13 protein-coding genes and 1 tRNA gene are annotated in these 19,183 nt (G+C 42.4%); 4 read left to right on the forward strand and 10 right to left on the reverse strand.

Annotated features, from left to right (window positions below):
* The first annotated feature begins 56 nt into the window (after nt 1–56).
* Together DYD21_RS14730 and DYD21_RS14735 are read left to right on the forward strand one after the other, a co-directional pair.
* On the forward strand, nt 57–2,306 hold the full coding sequence (locus tag DYD21_RS14730) for a TonB-dependent receptor (RefSeq protein WP_158607312.1): 2,250 nt from the start codon (nt 57–59) through the stop codon (nt 2,304–2,306).
* Between the two features lie 64 nt (nt 2,307–2,370).
* A complete protein-coding gene (locus DYD21_RS14735; RefSeq protein ID WP_116037763.1) occupies nt 2,371–3,243 on the forward strand; it encodes a hypothetical protein in 873 nt (290 codons plus the stop codon).
* A 243-nt stretch (nt 3,244–3,486) separates the two neighbouring features.
* Here the strand turns inward: DYD21_RS14735 and DYD21_RS14740 are convergent, their stop codons facing one another.
* From DYD21_RS14740 to DYD21_RS14780, 9 genes are all read right to left on the reverse strand, one after another.
* On the reverse strand, nt 3,487–4,482 hold the full coding sequence (locus DYD21_RS14740) for a hypothetical protein (protein WP_147303605.1): 996 nt from the start codon (nt 4,480–4,482) through the stop codon (nt 3,487–3,489).
* Between the two features lie 29 nt (nt 4,483–4,511).
* A complete protein-coding gene (locus DYD21_RS14745) occupies nt 4,512–6,158 on the reverse strand; it encodes a SusD/RagB family nutrient-binding outer membrane lipoprotein (protein ID WP_116037765.1) in 1,647 nt (548 codons plus the stop codon).
* 25 nt (nt 6,159–6,183) lie between these two features.
* The gene (locus DYD21_RS14750; RefSeq protein WP_116037766.1) at nt 6,184–9,435 is read right to left on the reverse strand and encodes a SusC/RagA family TonB-linked outer membrane protein; all 3,252 of its coding nucleotides are present in this window, start codon (nt 9,433–9,435) and stop codon (nt 6,184–6,186) included.
* A gap of 838 nt (nt 9,436–10,273) precedes the next feature.
* Nucleotides 10,274–11,443: an alanine racemase gene (gene alr / locus DYD21_RS14755; protein ID WP_116037767.1), complete on the reverse strand. Its 1,170-nt coding sequence runs from the start codon at nt 11,441–11,443 to the stop codon at nt 10,274–10,276.
* On the reverse strand, nt 11,433–12,590 hold the full coding sequence (locus DYD21_RS14760; RefSeq protein ID WP_116037768.1) for an amidohydrolase: 1,158 nt from the start codon (nt 12,588–12,590) through the stop codon (nt 11,433–11,435). The genes alr and DYD21_RS14760 overlap by 11 nt, the downstream gene beginning before the upstream one ends.
* Nucleotides 12,591–12,740: 150 nt before the next feature.
* The gene (locus DYD21_RS14765; protein ID WP_147303606.1) at nt 12,741–13,295 is read right to left on the reverse strand and encodes a peptidoglycan DD-metalloendopeptidase family protein; all 555 of its coding nucleotides are present in this window, start codon (nt 13,293–13,295) and stop codon (nt 12,741–12,743) included.
* A 104-nt stretch (nt 13,296–13,399) separates the two neighbouring features.
* Nucleotides 13,400–14,473: an alanine racemase gene (locus DYD21_RS14770; RefSeq protein WP_116037770.1), complete on the reverse strand. Its 1,074-nt coding sequence runs from the start codon at nt 14,471–14,473 to the stop codon at nt 13,400–13,402.
* On the reverse strand, nt 14,474–14,920 hold the full coding sequence (locus DYD21_RS14775; RefSeq protein WP_116037771.1) for a GNAT family N-acetyltransferase: 447 nt from the start codon (nt 14,918–14,920) through the stop codon (nt 14,474–14,476).
* A gap of 4 nt (nt 14,921–14,924) precedes the next feature.
* Nucleotides 14,925–16,361, reverse strand: coding sequence for a sodium:solute symporter (locus DYD21_RS14780; RefSeq protein WP_116037772.1), 1,437 nt, complete (start codon nt 16,359–16,361; stop codon nt 14,925–14,927).
* A gap of 281 nt (nt 16,362–16,642) precedes the next feature.
* Here DYD21_RS14780 and DYD21_RS14785 point away from each other — a divergent pair.
* Nucleotides 16,643–16,715 (forward strand) — tRNA-Met (locus DYD21_RS14785).
* A gap of 457 nt (nt 16,716–17,172) precedes the next feature.
* Complete coding sequence (locus DYD21_RS21535) at nt 17,173–17,388, forward strand: GIY-YIG nuclease family protein (RefSeq protein WP_199535559.1); 216 nt, start codon at nt 17,173–17,175, stop codon at nt 17,386–17,388.
* 261 nt (nt 17,389–17,649) lie between these two features.
* Here the strand turns inward: DYD21_RS21535 and DYD21_RS14795 are convergent, their stop codons facing one another.
* Nucleotides 17,650–18,825, reverse strand: coding sequence for a zinc-dependent alcohol dehydrogenase (locus tag DYD21_RS14795; protein WP_116037773.1), 1,176 nt, complete (start codon nt 18,823–18,825; stop codon nt 17,650–17,652).
* Between the last annotated feature and the right edge of the window lie 358 nt (nt 18,826–19,183).

Raw genomic sequence — 19,183 nt, forward strand, 5'->3', positions numbered from 1 at the left:
TGCACCTGTTAGGGCAATCTTGTCTCCTTATCTTTTCTGCATTTCTAGTTTTATTGATGCCACTCTGGGTGATTGCACAAACCCATGATGCCACTCTGCGAGTTGTAGCAATTTCAGAAGAGGAAGGTACTACCATTGTTGGAGCCACTGTTATTCTTGCTGAACCAGATGCTGACACTCTTTTTGCCGGAGTCACTGATTCATATGGGTTTATTGAATTTTCGAACATTCCTGCCCGTATCTATCAAATTAAAATCAGCTACATCGGGTTGGAAACTCATTTGAGCCTCATCGAGATTGAACCCGGCCAAACACGTATTTACAGGCCAGAGCTTCGTGCAACAAGTGAAGAGCTCGATGAGGTAATCGTCTCAGCAGAACACCGGGCAGGAACGGTCAGGCGTGAAGCGGGACGTCAAACTATTACAGGACAAGAACTGCAAAGGGTGCCCAGTGCCGGGCCCGGTGGTGACCTGACGGCTTATCTGCAAACATTGCCGAGCATAGTTACAACTGGGGACCGGGGCGGTGAGCTTTTTGTCAGAGGGGGAACCCCGTATCAGAATTTAGTTCTGGTTGAAAATATGCCAATTATCAAGCCATTTCATATATCCAACCTGTTTTCAGCTTTTCCCCAGGAAGCATTGAGCAGCGTAGATGTATATGCCGGTGGTTTCGGAGCTGAATACTCCGGAGCAAATTCTGCCGTGATGGATGTGAATCTACGCCAGGGAAGTATGAGAAGACATCAGGGAGCATTTGCCGTTAGCCCTTACTTGTACTCCTATCAGCTGGAAGGTCCTATCACCAGGGATCGTCACTCCTTCTTTTTAATGGGCCGCCACTCCATTATTGAAAACACGAGCCCTTCTATCATTAATGAAGAGATTCCCGTTCAATTTTATGATCTAATTGGCAGATATTCGATCAACTGGCCAAATCTCACCTGTAATATTACTGCAATTCGAACATATGACAACGGACAGATCAACCCAGTCCGGCAGGTAAACCTCAACTGGACCAACACTGTGGCGGGATTACGATGTCTCGGATTTGCTGAGGAGCTTGAATATCCGATTGATTTTACGATAGGGTACACCGGATATACAAGTTCTGAAGCGGGAGTAGATAACACCGGGCGAACATCCAATCTTGATATGGGATATATGCGATTGGATAATAATGTGAGGTTTTTGGGTATTAGTTCAAACTATGGATTTAAAGTTGAATTTATACGTTATACATCTGAACTGGACCAGTTATTTGCAGATAATACCAGAAGGGAGGCAAGATATCTCGGTTTGGGCTCATCACTGGATGAGATTGCCACCACATTTAGTCTCTACTTCTCTTCGAAGTGGGAGCCCAATTCAGGAATTACAATTCAACCCGGACTTACATCCCAAACTAAACTCAGAGATCTCTCACCCACACTTGAACCACGGCTGCGGGTGACCTATCGGCCGACAAATAGCGACCACAGCGAGTTCAGTTTTGCGATAGGTCGTTATTTCCAATTTTATGAAGCTATTACTGACGAAAGAGATGCTGGTACCGTATTTGGAATTTACAAACCGACTGATGAGGGCGATCCATATCCCGAATCTATCCATGGAATTTTGGGATACAGACATCAATTCAACAATCATATTGAAGTAAATTTTGAAACTTTTGGAAAATCCCACAAAAATATTCCAGTTGCCCGGTGGACCCGGGAACCTGGAAACACATTGGAAACCGGTTTGGCGAATGGCTTATCTTATGGAGCTGATGCGCAGATAGAACTTAATTTTTCATCTCTTTATTTATCTATGGGATATGGGTTAGCTGTAGTAACGTACGAGGCTTCCACAAATAATTTAGTTGCATGGATCGATCAGGACCGTTTTCGCTACAATCCAACCCATGATCGCCGGCATCAGCTTAATGTGATTGCATCCTATGAGTTTGGTAAATTCACGGGTAATATAAATTGGCAATACAGCAGCGGAGGGACATTTACACGGATATATGCTTTCGATTTAGCACTCCAAAACCTGCCAGATCAACATCCGCTGAGGCATCAGGGCACCGCACAAACGTTATTCTCGGAGCCGTTTAATGCACGGTTTCCTGCATTTCAAAGAGTAGACGTATCCTTAAATCGCACATTTTCACTCTCTTCTCGAATAAATCTTCAAACAGAAGCAGGCTTAATAAACACATTTAACACACGAAACGTCTTCTATTTTGATGTTAACACAATGCAACAAGTGGATCAATTACCCTTGGTTCCCTACGTTTCAATCACAACCCGTATACGATAAAACATTCTCGACTTACAGTTAAAAGATCTCACTGAATCATATTTCTATCGAATTTAATCCACCAATGAAAAGTCATCAGTCACGCTTTGCTATCATCCTTCTTTTTACTTTAACAGTACTACTGTGTAGCTCATGTGAGGAAAACAGCATAAATCCAATAGAGGATGACCGGGGAATTTTTTCTTTTTACGGATATATGCAGGTTGGAGAATCTCCAAACTATGTACGTGTCCGCAATATTGACGAACCCTTCCTTTCCGAAATGAACTCTTTGGATGGAGTTGTTACTTTCGAAAATATGAAATCTGGAGAAATCCATACTTTACGTGATACGACTATAAACTTTATGGGAAACCTGACCCATAACTATATAATAGAGGAAGAAATAAATTTCGATACAACGTATCTTTTAGCTGCAGAGCGATCCGACGGCCTCGTATCCAAAAGCAAAGTTAAAACACCTGAACAAACAGAACTTATTTTAACTCCTTCGGAGAATGTACAGTGTTTAAGTAGTATTAATTTTACTTTTAAAAATGTTGCTTATCCGGAACGAATCCATTTAACAATCTCAGCTGAATATCAAGGAATCAAACACACCGGAGATTTGGAAGTTTTCGCAGATGAATTAGAGCGAATTGATGAGTCCGATGAAGTGCGTATTCGTTTAAGCCCTTCTAATTTATTGGTGGAAGTGTTTACACCAATCCTGCCTGATAATCCATATTTCGACCCTTTCAGGCTGTTCCCTACAGTATCCTGCAGCCAACTCGATACTTCACTTATTGAGATCACTTACACCCATTATGGAGCGGAATGGGCCACTGCACAACCTTTCGGAGGAGCTATAAATACTGATTCTGGTGTGGTAGAAAATGGCCTCGGCTTTTTCGGATCGTTTATTAGAGAAACTGTGGTCATTACCCTTAGTGAGTAAGTTTTGTCCCTCAAGTTACACTACCTATTTTAATGAGAGTCAATTGACTTACTTTAATGAAGCGCTATTATAAAAAGGCATTTACAACGGCGGTTGGTTAAAAGACCTTGACTTTTATATGATGAAGAAACATCAAAAAACCTATGTGCCACTGCGAGAGACAGAGTATTTTAAACACAAAAAAACCGGTTCGAGGCAATACCCCAAACCGGTTTGATGTAGTCACTTATTTTATACTTGTTATCAGATTTTTTCAACTTGAAAAGTAACCATTGTAGGTGAACCTCCGCATGCACTTTCTGTGTTATCATTAAGAGCAAACGTAAATTCACTATCGTCTTCCAGATCAAACTGACTTAATTGCTGTGTTTCAGGTCCTATTTGCAACGGCGGGCCTCCACAACTTAACCCCGAATTAAATGAACCTGCCAATGTAACCGAATTGTTATCAGTATCTTCTGCAAGCCTGATAATAATCTGATTTGAGTGGGCACCAGCTCCAAATGCAGCCAAATACGCCTCTTCAAAGACTCTGCCATTGAAGTCGTTGTTTGGATCCACTGCTAAGTCTGCTTCAAACTCCATTCCGCTGTAAACGTTTGGCACACCGAATACCGGGCCAAGTGAACCGTTATTCTGCTGTGTGAAACGATATGTCCCAACAAAAAGCTCCGGTTCAATACGTGCAGATACATCCACATTGGCAAAACTAGGTGAGTTAAAAAATCCACCAGATACAGCGGGGCTCATATCGTCCACTGTGAATGATCTTCCGTCTGTTAAGTTTAAGGTCCAATCGATTTGGTAGCGATCTCCCAGGCTATTGTCCTCTGCATCTATTCCGAGTGCTGCATTTATATCAGCAATCGCAAGGGAGAAATTAGCAGACGGCCATCCTGAGGTTTCATGCTCTGAAAATTCAGAAAAATTCACCGTTTTGAATGAAGCTCGATCCAATTCTACCGAACCATCAACACTTTGATATGAAGCATAGAAGGTAACATTGTCCAATAGAGACTGGCCTTCATCATCCCAATATTCAGCAGAAAATTCGTATGCTGCTGTTTCAAGATTCAGAATATCAAAAGCGGCGGTTTCCACTTCCAGAACTCTCAGAAATGCTCCCGTATTTTCCATGGTTTCATCCAAAGGTATCGGGAGATCCGGATCACTGAATGCATCACATGATATCAATAAGCCTACTAAGGCAGGCACGAAAATGTATTTTAAGTATTTCATAATAATATATCCGTTGTAATTATGTCCGTTTAAAAGTCAAAGTTGAACGTTGCACCTTCATTCCAGAACACGCGTTCGGTTCTATCCTTTTGGCTGACATTAGAATTCCTATCAACAAGGTTGGCTGGATATATGAATGAATAGTACCAGTTTCCAGGATTTGATGTTCTGGCAGGTTGCAGATTATCCTCCCTGTTTGGGTATCCGGTTCGTCTCATCAGGTTATACGCCTCATAACCATTTGGCCATAACGCAAAGTAATATTCTTTAGAAATATTCCTCACGTTATCGTATCCCGCATCATCCCATCTGGCCATAACAACATCTAAATAATCACTGATTACATCAGCAGTAATTTCTCCTACATTTCCTGCAGCTACTGGCTCCCCGAAATCCTGGACGGCTTCGAGAGACTGCTCCACAGCTGTTTCAAAACTTGCTCTGGCATCTCCGTCAGCGCCAAGTGTAGTCTGCGCTTCAGCGAGCATAAAGTGTGTAAAGGAAGACATTAAAATTGGGTCGAATCCAGCACCCTCTAATCCCATATCTTCATCTACAGAAATACCAAGATTTGAATCATACTCACCACCGGCGGGATATACGCCGAAAGTTGTACGGAGACCACCGTCTGGCGGAATACCGTCATCGATCAAATGGTCACGCCCCCAGTACCCTTCACCATTATCAATCAGGCAGTGCGGGTCACTTGACTGAAAGTGGCCGGGTGTAGAAGCTCCCAGGCAGGTGTTGTCATTAATATCATCAGCATCCGAGGTGGATTGTCTGTAAAAATAATAGCGCATCCTTGGATCCCTTCCGAACTCATCGTGCTTATCATTTACCATCATATTCATGTAACTGACCGACATATAGTCACTTGCAAGGTCTACATAATTATTGGTAAATGATGGATGTCTGGAATCGGGGTTCGTCCGGGTTGTGGAGTACTCAAATGTAAAATTATGAGCTGGTGCTGAAATCAGCATATTCTCAGCAATAAGATCATTAATTGCAGCTACATTTCCAGTATTGAGATACGCCTTGAGTTTGATGGTATTGGCAACCCGAGTCCACCTGTCTACCTTGTCTGCTGTACTCAGACCTGGGTAGTAAAGATCTCGATTAGGCATTCCGATCCTGTCTTCATTTGCCAGATCAGCTTTAGCCTCCTCCAGGAGATCCAGTGCTGCATTATAGACAGATTCACCAGGATCTACTTGTGGGTTGAATACCTCACTTCCCAGCAAAGCCTGTTCATACGGAACATCACCAAAATTATCAACGAGTACGATCAGGGTATAGGCTTTCAGTATTTTGGCCATCCCTGAATGAAAATACAACTCTTCCTCATCTGTAATAGCGAGCAGGTTGTTTACATCAATTAAAACACTCGAATACGAATTTTGATAATACGTATTAAAACTTTGAGGTGTGTAAGCACCGCTATACGTATCCCCAAACATGTATCTCATGCGTGACATTTCGGATCCAAGTGATGCAGCTGATCTATGAACACTGCGGGCCTGCATCTGAATATTGTTTAACAGAAAGTCAGGGTCAACCTGATCAGGGGTGGGCGCATTTGGACTTTCAAGCAAGTCCGAATCGATCACCTCACACTGTACTGTAAACAGCAATAAAATTGCTATTCCTAAAACTTTTTGTGCGAATTTCATAGTGTAATTGTTTTTCAGATTGTGATTAAAACTGGATTCTTACACTACCGCCAAACCGACGGGCAGCAGGACCGGTGAAATATTCAAACCCACGAGAGTTTCCACCAATGGAGTTCACTTCTGGATCGAATCCACTTCCTTGAGGCACGTTAAATGCGTGCATCCAGAGATTATCTCCTGTAATCGAAAAGGTAACTCTGTCAAATGGCGATCGATCCACAACATTTACAGGCAGATCATAAGAGAGTGAAACCTGTCTCAGCCGCACATGGGTCATGTCATAAACCCTGAGTTCATCTGCACCAAATCCAAAGTTGTCGAAAAACACATCACTTACACTGATTTGTACGGTATTCTCTTCACCCGTTTCAGAGCTTATTCCAGGAAGAATAAATGTGTTATTTCTATTTACACGATCTGTATCGGTTGTGAGACCACGTGCCATCAACGAGCTTATCCAGGTACTGAACATAGCTCCTCCTTCCTGATAATCGACCTGGAACGAAAGAGATGCACCCCGATACCTAAAAGTATTGGAAACAGAAAGGGTGTAATCAGGATTCGGGTCCCCAATGATGTCAATATCATCTTCGATAATGTAGTTTCCGGTTGGTCCTATAAGCGGAACTCCATCTTCATTTCTTACAATGGTCGATCCCAGCATTATCATAAAGGGCTCACCCGGAATTGCGAAATTACCTCGATCAGTAAATCCGCCGCCAACCTGAATACGTTCCAGGTCAGCGCCTAACTCTCGTACTTCACTTTTAGAAGTGTAAAAGTTACCCCGCACATCCCATTGCAGGCTTCTGGCTATAGGTGTAGCCCTCAGCGTCAATTCAAGTCCCTGGTTATTGATTTCACCAATATTTACAAGTGTTGAAGTATAACCTGTAGCAGGATCAATCGGCGCTTGTGTGATAAGGTCGGTTGTATTTCGGGTAAAATACATCGCTTCAAGTCCAACTCTGCCATTCAAGAATCTAAGGTCTGTACCAATCTCATATTCAGTATGGAGTTCTGGTTTAAGATCCATATTTCCAAGAAATGAGCTTGTGCTATTTCGTGTAATCACATTACCGTCCCGATTCACAAACCCACGAACGTTTGTTCCAAGAGTATTTCTTGTACTATATGCATCAGGGGAGCCAGCTGAAGTCCCAACCCCTGCATATAGTTTCACATATGTCAGGAAGTCGCTTTCCAGATCAATGTGATCAGTCAGAATATAGGATAAACTTGCGGATGGATAGAAGATACTTCGATTATCAGGTTCAAGTGTTGAAAACCAATCATTTCTACCAGCTAAGTTCAAATAAACAAAATCCTGATATCCGAGCGTTAAATTGGCAAAGATACCTGCAGTTTGTCGCTCAACTAATCTCTGGAAATTATTGTCGCCAAACGAATTTACCGCAGATTGGTCAATGAAGTTCGAGTGGTTAAAAAATCCACGCACAATCATGTTCTCACTTTCCATACCTTGTCGTTCAGATTTTGAAGTTTCGAATTGCCCACCAACAATTCCATCAAAACTAAAATCCTGTGTAAGTTGATAAGCAAAGTTTAGGTTAAGTGAGTGATCCCAGGAAGTTCTTTGCTGTTCAATGGTTTGGTAAAATCCATCCAACAGAAAGTCAGGACGTACACCTCCTGGATTTTGCCAGTATGACCGATTCTCAGTGTAGCTGTCGTAACCTAATCTATAGGAAACGGCAACCTCATCCGTAACATCAACAGTCAGTTGCGTTCGCCCATAATAACGGTCTGTGCTATTTGTAACACCACTATTGTTAGCTGTCCAGCTGGGATGCGGAATATCATTTCCAGCTCTGTAATAGGCGGAGCCGCCCGTTACCGGATTTTCAAACGGTATATTTAAGTCGATACTTCTTGGCGTGTAAAATACATCTCCAAAAACTGAAGTAGTACCAGTTGCTGAAGCAGGTCCGCTACCACCACCGGCAGCTGATGGTGGAGAATTAATGTCAGTTAAACTCATATTAAATGACGTGGAAGCAGTAAACCGATCCGTTACTCGATATTGGGCTCCAACTGAGAAGGAATTTCTGGTCAGGTCATTATTAGGTGTGAAACCTTCCTCACCGGTTCTGGAGTAACTTACATTTACGCGTAAATCATCGATACCACCTGCAATACTTAAATTCGAAGTAGAAGCAAGCCCTGTTCGGAAAAATGCATCAACCGGATTTTGTCTTGGTTCGTATCGGTAATTCGTTCCAGCCAGTTGAGGAAAAGCATCAGCTGTTGCTCCATGGTTACCTAAGGGATGCCCGGTTAGCACTGTTCCATCATCATCAAATCCTCTGAATTGTCCGCCAAAAAGTCTTGGATCATCAGTATCAAATCTGGGCCCCCAGTTACTGAAAAACCATCCGAAGTTCTGGTCGAAACCAATTCCATAGGTATTTTGGTAGTCTGGACGGGATGAAATCTGTGTGGCATAGACCGACTGGTCAAAGGAGATCTGGAAACCTGGTGCTGTATCTCTAAAAGAACCACTCTTGGTTTCGATTAAAATCACACCATTTCTCCCCTGTTCACCATATAATACAGTTGCACTAAGTCCTTTGAGTACGGTTACATCTGCAATGTTCTGGGGGTCCAGATCCAGCAATCTATTTGGAGTAGTTTGAGCACCACCACCTTGAGCCCAGCTATCCGTCTCATTTCTGTCTCCATCGAAACGAACTCCATCAACCACAATTAATGGAGCATTTGATCCGGTAAGGGTTGAAAATCCACGAATTACTATGTCCGTTCCAGATCCTGTCACGCCACCTGTTGCTCCAACATCAACTCCGGAAAGCTGGCCAGTTAGTGCTCTTGATAAGTCTGGTTGATTTCTATCTACTATCTGATCTGCTGAAACTTCTGCAACTCCATAACCAAGCGCACGCCTGTCTCGCTGTATACCAAATGCAGTAACAACTACATCATCTAAAGCAGCAAGACTTGGAGTTAATTCTATATCAACGGCGATATCTGAATCGGCTATCTCAACAGTCGTTTGATATCGTTCATAGCCGATATACGTGACAATCAATGTATACGTTCCAGATGGAACATTGTCAATTTGAAATTGACCATCCAAGTCAGTGGCATCCCCTCGCTGTAATTGTTGTATCAGAACATTTACACCGGGGAGAAATTCACCGGTTGTGGCATCTGTTACTTGCCCGGCAATCGACTGAGCGTTTGCAACCTGGGCCGTAAGCAGTACCATAGTTATTACGGTCAGTAACTTTTTAAACATACGTAACCTCAATTATTGTTAATAGTTATCCATATACAGAGCAAAATTTTGATGCTTACACCAAAATTTTAAGTAAATAACCAATAATTCTTCTCAAATGAAATACAATATTTAATGTCATTTTACTTACTATTACAACAATGCGCGCAACACAACCTTGATTAGCGTATTTGGATCACAAATAAAAACACTTAAAATATTGTTTTTATACTACTTATACCAACACACTAAAAATCAGAGAATTTCTTAAAAACAAGCTACTTGTAACTTTATGTAAACGCTTTCAATTAGTATAGTCAGAGGATTTTTTTTTTAATGAAATAACAAATCCAGCGAGTGAAATCACATGATTTTATCCTCTGATCTATAAATACCTTTTTTATTAAAGCATTTGGTAAGCGAAACCGTATTCAATTATCAATATCATGACATATGAAATAGCTACTGGTTAGTGCTGTGTCATAGAGGAAGCTTCGCAAGAAACCTGTCCTCAGGCATCTTTATTTTTATTATAATTGGTAGTATAGGCAGAGAGGGACAGTTCTTGGAATTATAAATATTGTGGGCGTTACCCGATGTTTTGACATTGATAAAACACCAGATTTACCGCTTGTTCTTTTTGAAACCGGTCAATTGGATATTCTCATCCTTATAAGTTACCATTTAGAAAAGGAGCACTTTTAAACTTTTCTGCTTGCAATCGTTGGGTTAATATATTGCCCCAAATACACTCCTCCTTAACTCCCGGAAGCTGCTCTTGATATTATTTTATACTCTTTTATACCCTCGAATTTTAATGTTGAAACACTCTCTCTTCTTTTTTTATAATTTTTCCGTCCTAACCGTTTATATTTCTGGGAATCCCAGATGGCAACCTTGTAAGCACTTCATAATTCAGGTTGTTGCTCATCTCACCAAAAGAGGCTACGGTGATTTCCTGGCCGTTTTGTTTCCCAATAATCACCACTTCATCTCCTTTTCTTGCATCGGGCATGTCCGTTATTTCCACAGTTAGCATATTCATATTGACTATACCTACGACCCGGGCACGCTCACCGTTTATTAATACATAACCCGTATTGGTCAGATTTCTTCCAAAGCCGTGCGTATAACCGATCGGTACGGTGGCAATACGCATTTTACGGCTGGTTAGAAATACATTACCATATCCGATAAATTCACCCTCATCCACCCATTTCGTGCTCATAATTTCACTTTTCCAGTTCAGTACGCGGATCAGCGGATCAATCGAGTACGATTGGTTTTGCTTGAGAATATGCATGTAGGTTTCGCGACTGGGCCAGAATCCGAACTGCGCAATTCCTATCCTTACCATATCGTAGTGCATTTCCGGGTAGGTCAGAAATGCGGCTGAACTTGATGCGTGTATGATAGGCAGCTCATCAAATATCTCTTTTGCTACCTTGAGAGCCCGTTTGAATTTTTGATCCTGATTTTGAATTCTATAGTAATTCGCCACACTTTCAGCCCCGGCATAGTGTGTGCATATTCCTGATAACTCCAGACAGTCTGAATGGTTTTTGACCCGTTTAAATGTTTTTCCCCAGTTGTCTTCTTCAAAACCGGTTCTGTGCATCCCGGTTTCTATTTGAAGATGAATTTTTGCTCTTTTTCCTTCTTTCTTTGCAGACTCAATTGCAGCTTCCAGTCTCTCTTCTTCAAAAACATAAAACTCAACTCCATTTTGGATGGCCCAGGAAACTTCTTCATCGCGAATCATTCCCATGATCATTATGTCGGTTGAAGCATTTTTCCGGTTTTCTAAGGCTGCATATGCTTCATCAGCGCTAAAGACTGAAAAATGATCCATACCACACTTCTCTGCCATTGGCAGATAAGTGGAGATTCCGTGCCCATATGCATTGCCTTTTATGACTGAAGAATATTTCAGCGATTTTTTTCCCTGTTTTTTTAAAAAAACCAGGTTATTTAACAGCGCTTTCCGGTCTAATTCGATGTATGACGGGCGTAAGAATTTATCCTTCATTTAGTTCGCTTTTTATCCATTCACAAAAAGTTTTGGCTCCACACGCAATCAAATCATCATTGAAATCGTATGTTTCGGAATGCAGCGTTTCATGTTTTTCACCGGCACCGAGGCCAAAAAGGGTAATCGGCCCATTTTTTCTGAAGCTCCCAAAATCTTCACTCCATCGGATGGGTTCATCCAGTTCTTCAATGTTAATCGATTGCTTTTTTGCAACCTGTTTTAGTTTTTCTACACCATCTTCATCGTTTACAGTTGCCGCAAACGGTTCACTCTCCTCATGCGTAATTTCACATTCAAACCGGTTATTAATTTCTTCAATAGTTTTCACAACTCTCTCGTACAACTGTTTTGCTTTATCATCAGTTTCAGCCCGAATAGTCACGCCGGCCTCTCCCTGTCCCGGATTAATACCAAACGCAGGTTCGCCAACCTTTAAATAGGTGATCGTCAACACCCGGGTATCATCAGATGATGACAGTTTCTTCTGAATTTCACACAGTTTATTCACCAGCTCTGCCAATGCTGCCGACGGATTGATTCCTTCTTCAGGAAATGCTGCGTGACTGGATTTTCCGCTCAGTGTAATCTTGATTCCGACAGATGCCAGTGCGAACGTTTTACTCCTTATATATACAGTATTTTTTTTATAGCCGGGCAGGTTGTGCAGTGCAAATCCCCGATCGAAATGAAATTCCTTAAATTTTGGATCTGAAAGCATACGCTCTGCGCCTTCACCCGTTTCTTCCGCCGGCTGAAAAAGAAGCATTACCTTACCTTTTTCCGGCCGATGATCACGAAGCCACTCCGCGACACCCAGCACAATCGCCATATGACCGTCGTGACCACATGCGTGCATTCTGCCAGTGTGTTCTGATTTATATGACACCTCATTTTGCTCCTCAATGGCAAGTGCATCCAGTTCAGCCCGAATCATAAGTACCGGCCCGTTTTCCGGATCCGTTCCGTTATATATAGCGACCAATCCGTGGCCCCCGATTTCGTCTATTATCGAGTCGGGATCGGTCTGTTCTAATTTTTCTTTAATGTATGCGGCCGTTTTTTCCTCTTTGTGAGAAATTTCCGGAATTGCATGGAGTTCATGCCGGTAGCGAATCAATTTTTTCAGGGTCTGTTCAGATAGCATGTAATGGCTTATTTTTGCCGGGTAGTGCAGATATTTGTTTTTTGGAAGGTACTAAAAATGTACACTCAACACACCCTGTAATCGTCTTTCTGAATTGTAAACCTTTTGATACCTGAGGTGAGAACGGTTTACTTTATTGTTTGAAGAAAATCAGCAGTACAACAATTCGAAAATTTTTTCAGGGTCCGGATATCGCTTCAGTGCAGCTTCTCTCTCTTTTTCAGATACTACTCCGGGCATGTCTGCTTCTTCCGGATCGCTAAATGAGAGCTGATAATGCAGATGCGGATGCCAGTTGCCGTTCTCTGACTCATCTCCCAGCCAGCCAATCCGTTCACCTGCCATAACATTCTTACCAGGTTGCGATATATTCAGTGAATGAAGGGAGAGATGTCCATATAAAGCGAATAGTTCACGTCCCTTAAAAAGGTGCCTGAGCACTATGGTTCCGCCGTAATTCCCAGCTTCATCATGATTTGCAGTGTAGGCAACTATTCCATCTGCCGGAGCATAAACGGGTTCACCAATGGGCGCCCAGATATCGACACCCATATGGATATTCCGCTCATTTTTATATTGAGGAGCGATGTACATGTTTTCCCTCCGTTCATTGTACCCGCCGATTCCCCATCCATCTTTCAACAATGCAGGGTTGAAGCCGCCTGAAAAGTCCACTTCCGGAATGGAATCAAATGGCGGTATCATAACCGCGTGGACTTTTATCTGATTTTCGTTCTTCAATTCTTCGTCAATAAACGATTGCCGTTTAACCAGTAATTATTCTGCCAAAATAGCTAAACCAGGAATCTTTAATCGGCTACTTTCTTTTCAATATAATCGGAGCTCATCAAACCAAGAGCACCCATATATTTCAGCTTGAAACGAATTTTATCCCCCACTTTGTATTTGCTTGGGTTTTCGCCTACATCAAGAACAAGCATATCTGAACTGGCATCTGTGATTGTGATATTTTCGTTCACGGGAATGAGGTAATTGGGCTGGATATCGAGTGTACCGATATCAACAATCGCACGGTATGCGGTTTTCCCCATGTCTTCTGTCTTTATTTGCGTCGTTTTACCCTGGGGATTCACACCCATATCGCCTGTTGGAACCAACGGCTTTTCTGATATTTCAATGATCTGCGTGTAGAGCTCCATGACCTGGTCACTCATTCCTTCAATGATTCCATCCGAAAACAGATCTTTACCAAAAAAGAGTGCTTCCCCTACCCTGAAGTGATTAATACCGTCCGGCAGCTGGTTTCTCAGCAGTAAAGGAATGGTAACCGTGGTGCCGCCAGATACGAGCGGAATCTCTTTTTTAAATCTCAGCTCAATTATTTGTTTGTACAGTGCCAGCTGAATGAGCTTATCGCCATCCGGCATCACCCCGTGCAGACAGTTCAGGTTGGTTCCAAGACCAACGACTTCAATTCCCGGAAGCCGGAAAACTTTTTCATAAAAATCAACCAGGTCGTCGCGCATCACACCTTCCCGCAAATCTCCCATCTCGATCATAATAATGACCTTATGAATCCTGTCCTGCCGGACAGCCTCTTCCGAGAGTTCATGCATAGTGGAAAGCTCCGTGTTTAAGCTGATATCAGCATATTTAATCAGCTCTGGAATCGTATCTTTTGGGGGCGGTTTGATGTAGATGGTAACCGTTTCGGGATCGACCTTTTTTACTACTTTCAGATTACTGATCCGGGAGTCGTGTACTTCTCCTACACCGAGATTAATCACCTCATTGATAAAATCTCTGTTTCCGCAGAGCAGCTTTGTGGTAATCCCCCATTTAATCCCATTTTTCTTGAAGAGTGCATCAAGGTATTCAAAATTATGGCGCAGTTCGCTTCGGTAGAGTTTGACGTATGCCATCTATTTATTCAGCCTCATTTCGAGGTATTTATTGGTGAATCCAAATTTTTCATACAGAAATTTTGCGGGATTGTCCGGCTCAACATGCAGGGCAATGTCTCCGTCTGTATTTTCAATAATATTTTTCATTAGTGCTTTCCCCACACCTTTTCCTCTTGTTTTACCGTGTACAGCAATGTACACTAAAATATTTTCTGGTATGTAACCGCTCATATTTGTTTTGTTGATAATTACGGTTCCCAGTATTTCATTATCGGCATGTGCCAGAAGTACAAAACCATCCTGACCCGGTCCGTCGCTAAACGCATAGGCTATACATTTTAAAATAGCCTCGCGGGTATCTCCGTACTGGTCGAGATGATCTAAAAGGAAATCCGCTATATCATCGCGCGTGAAAGAAGTGGGATTGATCTCATCTGATTCAATTATGCTGTAGCTAATTTCCATTCGGTTAATTTTTTTGTTGTTTTGTTAGCAGGCTCACACATATAAATGCAATTGCCGACATTGTAATTCCAAATACATTGGGGTCGAGATCATACGGCAGTTCAATTCCTGAATATCGCAAAGTTATGGTTGTGCTTCCACCTAAAATCATTGCAGCCATTGCTCCGGCAGGTGTACTTCTGCTCCAGTAAAGTGCCCCAATCACCGGCACAAAAAGGCCTGAAACCATAAATGCGTAGGAATCGAGCATCAGGTCTAATACGTTTTCCATTGTGGAAGCCAGCAGGAGAGCAAATGTTCCAATAATTAGAGTGGTAATTTGAGAAAGGCGGACAAAACGGCTGCTGTCTGAATTAAATTCTTTAAATCTGCCGATCAAATCTGTTACTACATTACCTGAGGATGCCATCAGGCAGCTATCTGCTGTAGAAAGAATTGCTGAAAAGTAGGCTGCCATCATAATTCCCAGAAAACCGACCGGAAGTACAGTTCTGAGAAGCATGGGGAGGCCGGTTTCGGGATCTGTTGCGGAAATATCTGCAGCTCCCAGGTACGCGAACATCCCCTGATCGGCTGCAACGCGTGCAAAAAGGCCCAGAAGCACTCCCAAAAAGGCCATGACGGGCCACTCGAAAAGTCCTGCAACATACCACGCTTTTTTTGCTGTTTTTTCATCACGGCAAGCGTAGATCCGCTGGTAGAGGGTCATCCCCACAAACCAAATCGGTACGATTGTGACTGCCCAGTAAACCAAATCCTGCCAGCCAATATTGGTAAGGGTTAACATAGCCGGATCAACCGTTGCCCGGATCGCCTCCATTCCACCGATTTCAATATAAGCGATGGGAACTCCGACAAATATCAAACCGAACATCAACAGCGTCCACTGAATGGTATCGGTATAGATTACGGCCTTTAAGCCACCCATTACCGTATAGACTACAGCCACAACGCCCATAATATAGAGTGCGGTCTGTAGTTCCAGATCCGCAAAAGTTCCGCTTGCGAGCTTCGCACCAGCGAGCATCTGAGAACTGGTGAAGCCTGCATATCCGATAGCAGATATAATGGCTGCAACGAAAGCTACGTTTGCACTATAATAGTGGCCAAATATCTGCGGAAATGTGTATGCATTATCAAATGCGGGATTTTGTTTCACTTTAGGGATGAGAAAAACCGCCGCAAGCCAGGCGCCAATAAGGCCGGTAAACAGCATCCATGAACCGGAGAGACCCATAACAAATCCCAGTCCCCCAAGTCCGATTGAAAACCCTCCGCCAACATCTGTGGCAACTACTGAGAGCCCAATATGGAAACTGTTCATATTTCGTCCGCCGACATAATAGTCATCTCCTCCTTTGTTTCTCTGAAAGAAGAAATAACCAAATGCCAGCAACCCGATTACGTAAATTATAAAGATCGATAAATCGATCGGATGCATCAGATGCTGTTATTTTACTCTGTTTCAATGCAGTGGCATAACTACGGACTTATCGACTTGGAATCAAATTTTATTAAGGTTTATACGTTAATGAATGCACTATTAATCTACTTCTACTACTAACCGGAGTATTTAGATAGAATCTTTAGCTGTGGCCTTGATAGAAAATAAAATCAAATCAGCTATTGATAATGTATCATAAATACTCGTATCTTAGGGATCTGATTGAGTATTGGCGCAGATGAAAGCGCAGAGTTAGATGCTCGGTTAAATTGTTACATCGCGGGGTGGAGCAGCTGGTAGCTCGTCGGGCTCATAACCCGAAGGTCGTAGGTTCGAATCCTACCCCCGCCACTTTTAAAAGGCTTGGTCGTTGCAAAACGGTCAAGCCTTTTTTGTTTTTATGCTTCATCATTTTGATACAATGATTTCGTGGTAGCTCGTCGGGCTCTTATCCGCCAGTTGGCGGACGTAGGTTCCCGCATAGCGATCCCTTCGGGAGAATCCTACCCCCACTACTTTAGAAAGGCTCAATTGCTCTCATGCAGTTGAGCCTTTTTATTTTAGATAAGTGATTTGGGGTAGCTCATCGGGCTCTTATCCGCCGGCTGGCGGACGTAGTCCGAACCCTACCCCACCAATTTTGAATAGAATCATTGCTCTCAAAATTATTTGAGCTTTTTTACATTAATCCAGAGTTCTATTTCAAAATTTAATTAAAAATTGACATTATTCATCAAACCCAGGTTTTAACAAAGAGAGAAGGGAGTGGAAAAACAACATACCGTATACGTCTTACATTCTGAGAAATATGATAAGATTTACATCGGTAGATCTACAAAATTTTCCTGAGAGATTTAAATCTCACAATGAGTTAGGCAAGAAAGGGTGGACGATCAAATTTCGACCTTGGATTATCGTGCATACAGAAAATTTTGATGAAAAGGCCGATGCAATAAAAAGGGAAAAAGAGTTGAAGTCTGCCCGAGGACGTCGATTGTTTCGATCTCATATTTTGGGACAGTAGCTCGCCGGGCTCTTATCCGCCGGCTGGTGGACGTTGGTTCTCGCATAGCGATCCCTTCGGGAGAATCCTACCCCCGCCACTTTAGAAAAGCCTGATCGTATATAGCGGTCAGGCTTTTTTTGTTTATAGGTAGGTTAAACAAATCCAGACGCTGTTGTTGCGAAGCAGTTTTTCGCGGTTACATGGTGTCCAATATCACTCACATATCTCTTGTATATCTTTCTTTTCCCGAGTTCGACACTGGGACACCTAAGTATTCAATTATGGAGTTAGCACAACTTTCACGCAGCTATCTTTCTTATCTCTGAATAGTTTATAGGCTTCCGGTGCATCTTCCAGTTTAAGCTGATGAGTTATGATGAATGACGGATCAATTTCATCATTGGCGATTTTTTCCAGTAGTGGCTTTAAGTAATGTTGCACATGAGTTTGTCCCATTTTGAATGTTAGTGCTTTATTCATGGCACTGCCGATTGGAAAAGCGTTAACGGGTCCTACATACACTCCCGGTATGGATATTGTGCCGCCTTTTTTACAGCACTGGATCATCTGCTGCAGTACGTAGGGTTTTGCAACATCGAGATGTGCTTTTCCCATTGCTTTATCTTTGATGCTGCGAATCGTGCTTCCACCGTGAGCTTCCGCCCCTACAGCATCGATACAGCAATCCGGGCCCCGTCCATCCGTCATCGCCATCAAGGTTTCATAAATTTCAGAAGGATCCGTTGAATGGATGATTTCAGCATCGCACATCTCTTTTGCCATTTTTAATCTTTCCGGAACTCTGTCTATGGCAATAACCCTTTCTGCTCCTAACATCCATGCGCTTTTAATGGCAAACTGACCTACCGGACCACATCCCCAGACGGCAACAATATCACCAGGTGTGATATCTGCATTTTCAGCAGCCATGTATCCTGTTGGAAAAATATCTGAAAGAAACAGAACTTTATCATCTGAAAGAGAGTCCGGTACTTTTACAGGGCCAATATCTGCGTAAGGAACCCGAACATATTCAGCCTGCCCACCTGAAAAACCGCCTAACATATGTGAAAATCCAAACAAACCGGCGGGTGAGTGGCCCATTACTTCGATAGCCTGATCTGCATTGGGATTACTATTATCGCAAAGTGAAAACAAACTTTCACCGCAAAAATGACAGAGTCCGCAAGATATTGTAAAAGGTACAACTACCCTGTCACCTTTTTTTAGTGTCGTCACCTCTTTCCCAACGTCTACAACTTCTCCCATAAATTCGTGGCCAAGTATATCACCCTCTTCCATGGTAGGCATCAAGCCGCTCAAGAGGTGTAAATCAGATCCGCAAATAGCTGTTGACGTAACTTTTAAAATAACATCTCCCGCTTGATGTAATTCAGGATCCGGGACATTGTCTATTCGAACATCGTTTTTTCCATGCCAGCATAAAGCTTTCATTAGTTTTGGGTTTTATTCAGTTTCAAGTTGTATACACCGTGTTTCGTGTTGATGGCAAACATCAATCCGATCGGTATCGGTATCTGTGATAAATCTTCTTTCATAAATGCTCTCTAATCTCAGTATGGATGTTAATGTGAAGATTTGCCACAAAATTTGTGTTACACGATTATCAGTTTTCCTTACAGATGTATAGCCTTGAAATGCACTTTATAAAATTACATGCCATGTGGATTTACGAATCGCAGCGAATTTGAAAATCATTACTTCATGGTTTGTGGATCCCATCGGCGGTTGAATTCACAAGCCGCCTTCATTTTTTCAACATAATTCGTGACCAAAAAAAAAGCCGATCCTG

The sequence above is a fragment of the Rhodohalobacter sp. SW132 genome, from assembly GCF_003390325.1.
GTDB lineage: Bacteria > Bacteroidota > Rhodothermia > Balneolales > Balneolaceae > SW132.

Bases quoted from the DNA above. Each gene is read 5' to 3' on its own strand.
- DYD21_RS14730 (WP_158607312.1), top strand. From the start codon at position 57: ATGCCACTCTGGGTGATTGCACAAACCCATGATGCCACTCTGCGAGTT.
- DYD21_RS14735 (WP_116037763.1), top strand. From the start codon at position 2,371: ATGAAAAGTCATCAGTCACGCTTTGCTATCATCCTTCTTTTTACTTTA.
- DYD21_RS14740 (WP_147303605.1), bottom strand. From the start codon at position 4,482: ATGAAATACTTAAAATACATTTTCGTGCCTGCCTTAGTAGGCTTATTG.
- DYD21_RS14745 (WP_116037765.1), bottom strand. From the start codon at position 6,158: ATGAAATTCGCACAAAAAGTTTTAGGAATAGCAATTTTATTGCTGTTT.
- DYD21_RS14750 (WP_116037766.1), bottom strand. From the start codon at position 9,435: ATGTTTAAAAAGTTACTGACCGTAATAACTATGGTACTGCTTACGGCC.
- alr (WP_116037767.1), bottom strand. From the start codon at position 11,443: ATGAAGGATAAATTCTTACGCCCGTCATACATCGAATTAGACCGGAAA.
- DYD21_RS14760 (WP_116037768.1), bottom strand. From the start codon at position 12,590: ATGCTATCTGAACAGACCCTGAAAAAATTGATTCGCTACCGGCATGAA.
- DYD21_RS14765 (WP_147303606.1), bottom strand. From the start codon at position 13,295: ATGATACCGCCATTTGATTCCATTCCGGAAGTGGACTTTTCAGGCGGC.
- DYD21_RS14770 (WP_116037770.1), bottom strand. From the start codon at position 14,473: ATGGCATACGTCAAACTCTACCGAAGCGAACTGCGCCATAATTTTGAA.
- DYD21_RS14775 (WP_116037771.1), bottom strand. From the start codon at position 14,920: ATGGAAATTAGCTACAGCATAATTGAATCAGATGAGATCAATCCCACT.
- DYD21_RS14780 (WP_116037772.1), bottom strand. From the start codon at position 16,361: ATGCATCCGATCGATTTATCGATCTTTATAATTTACGTAATCGGGTTG.
- DYD21_RS21535 (WP_199535559.1), top strand. From the start codon at position 17,173: ATGATAAGATTTACATCGGTAGATCTACAAAATTTTCCTGAGAGATTT.
- DYD21_RS14795 (WP_116037773.1), bottom strand. From the start codon at position 18,825: ATGAAAGCTTTATGCTGGCATGGAAAAAACGATGTTCGAATAGACAAT.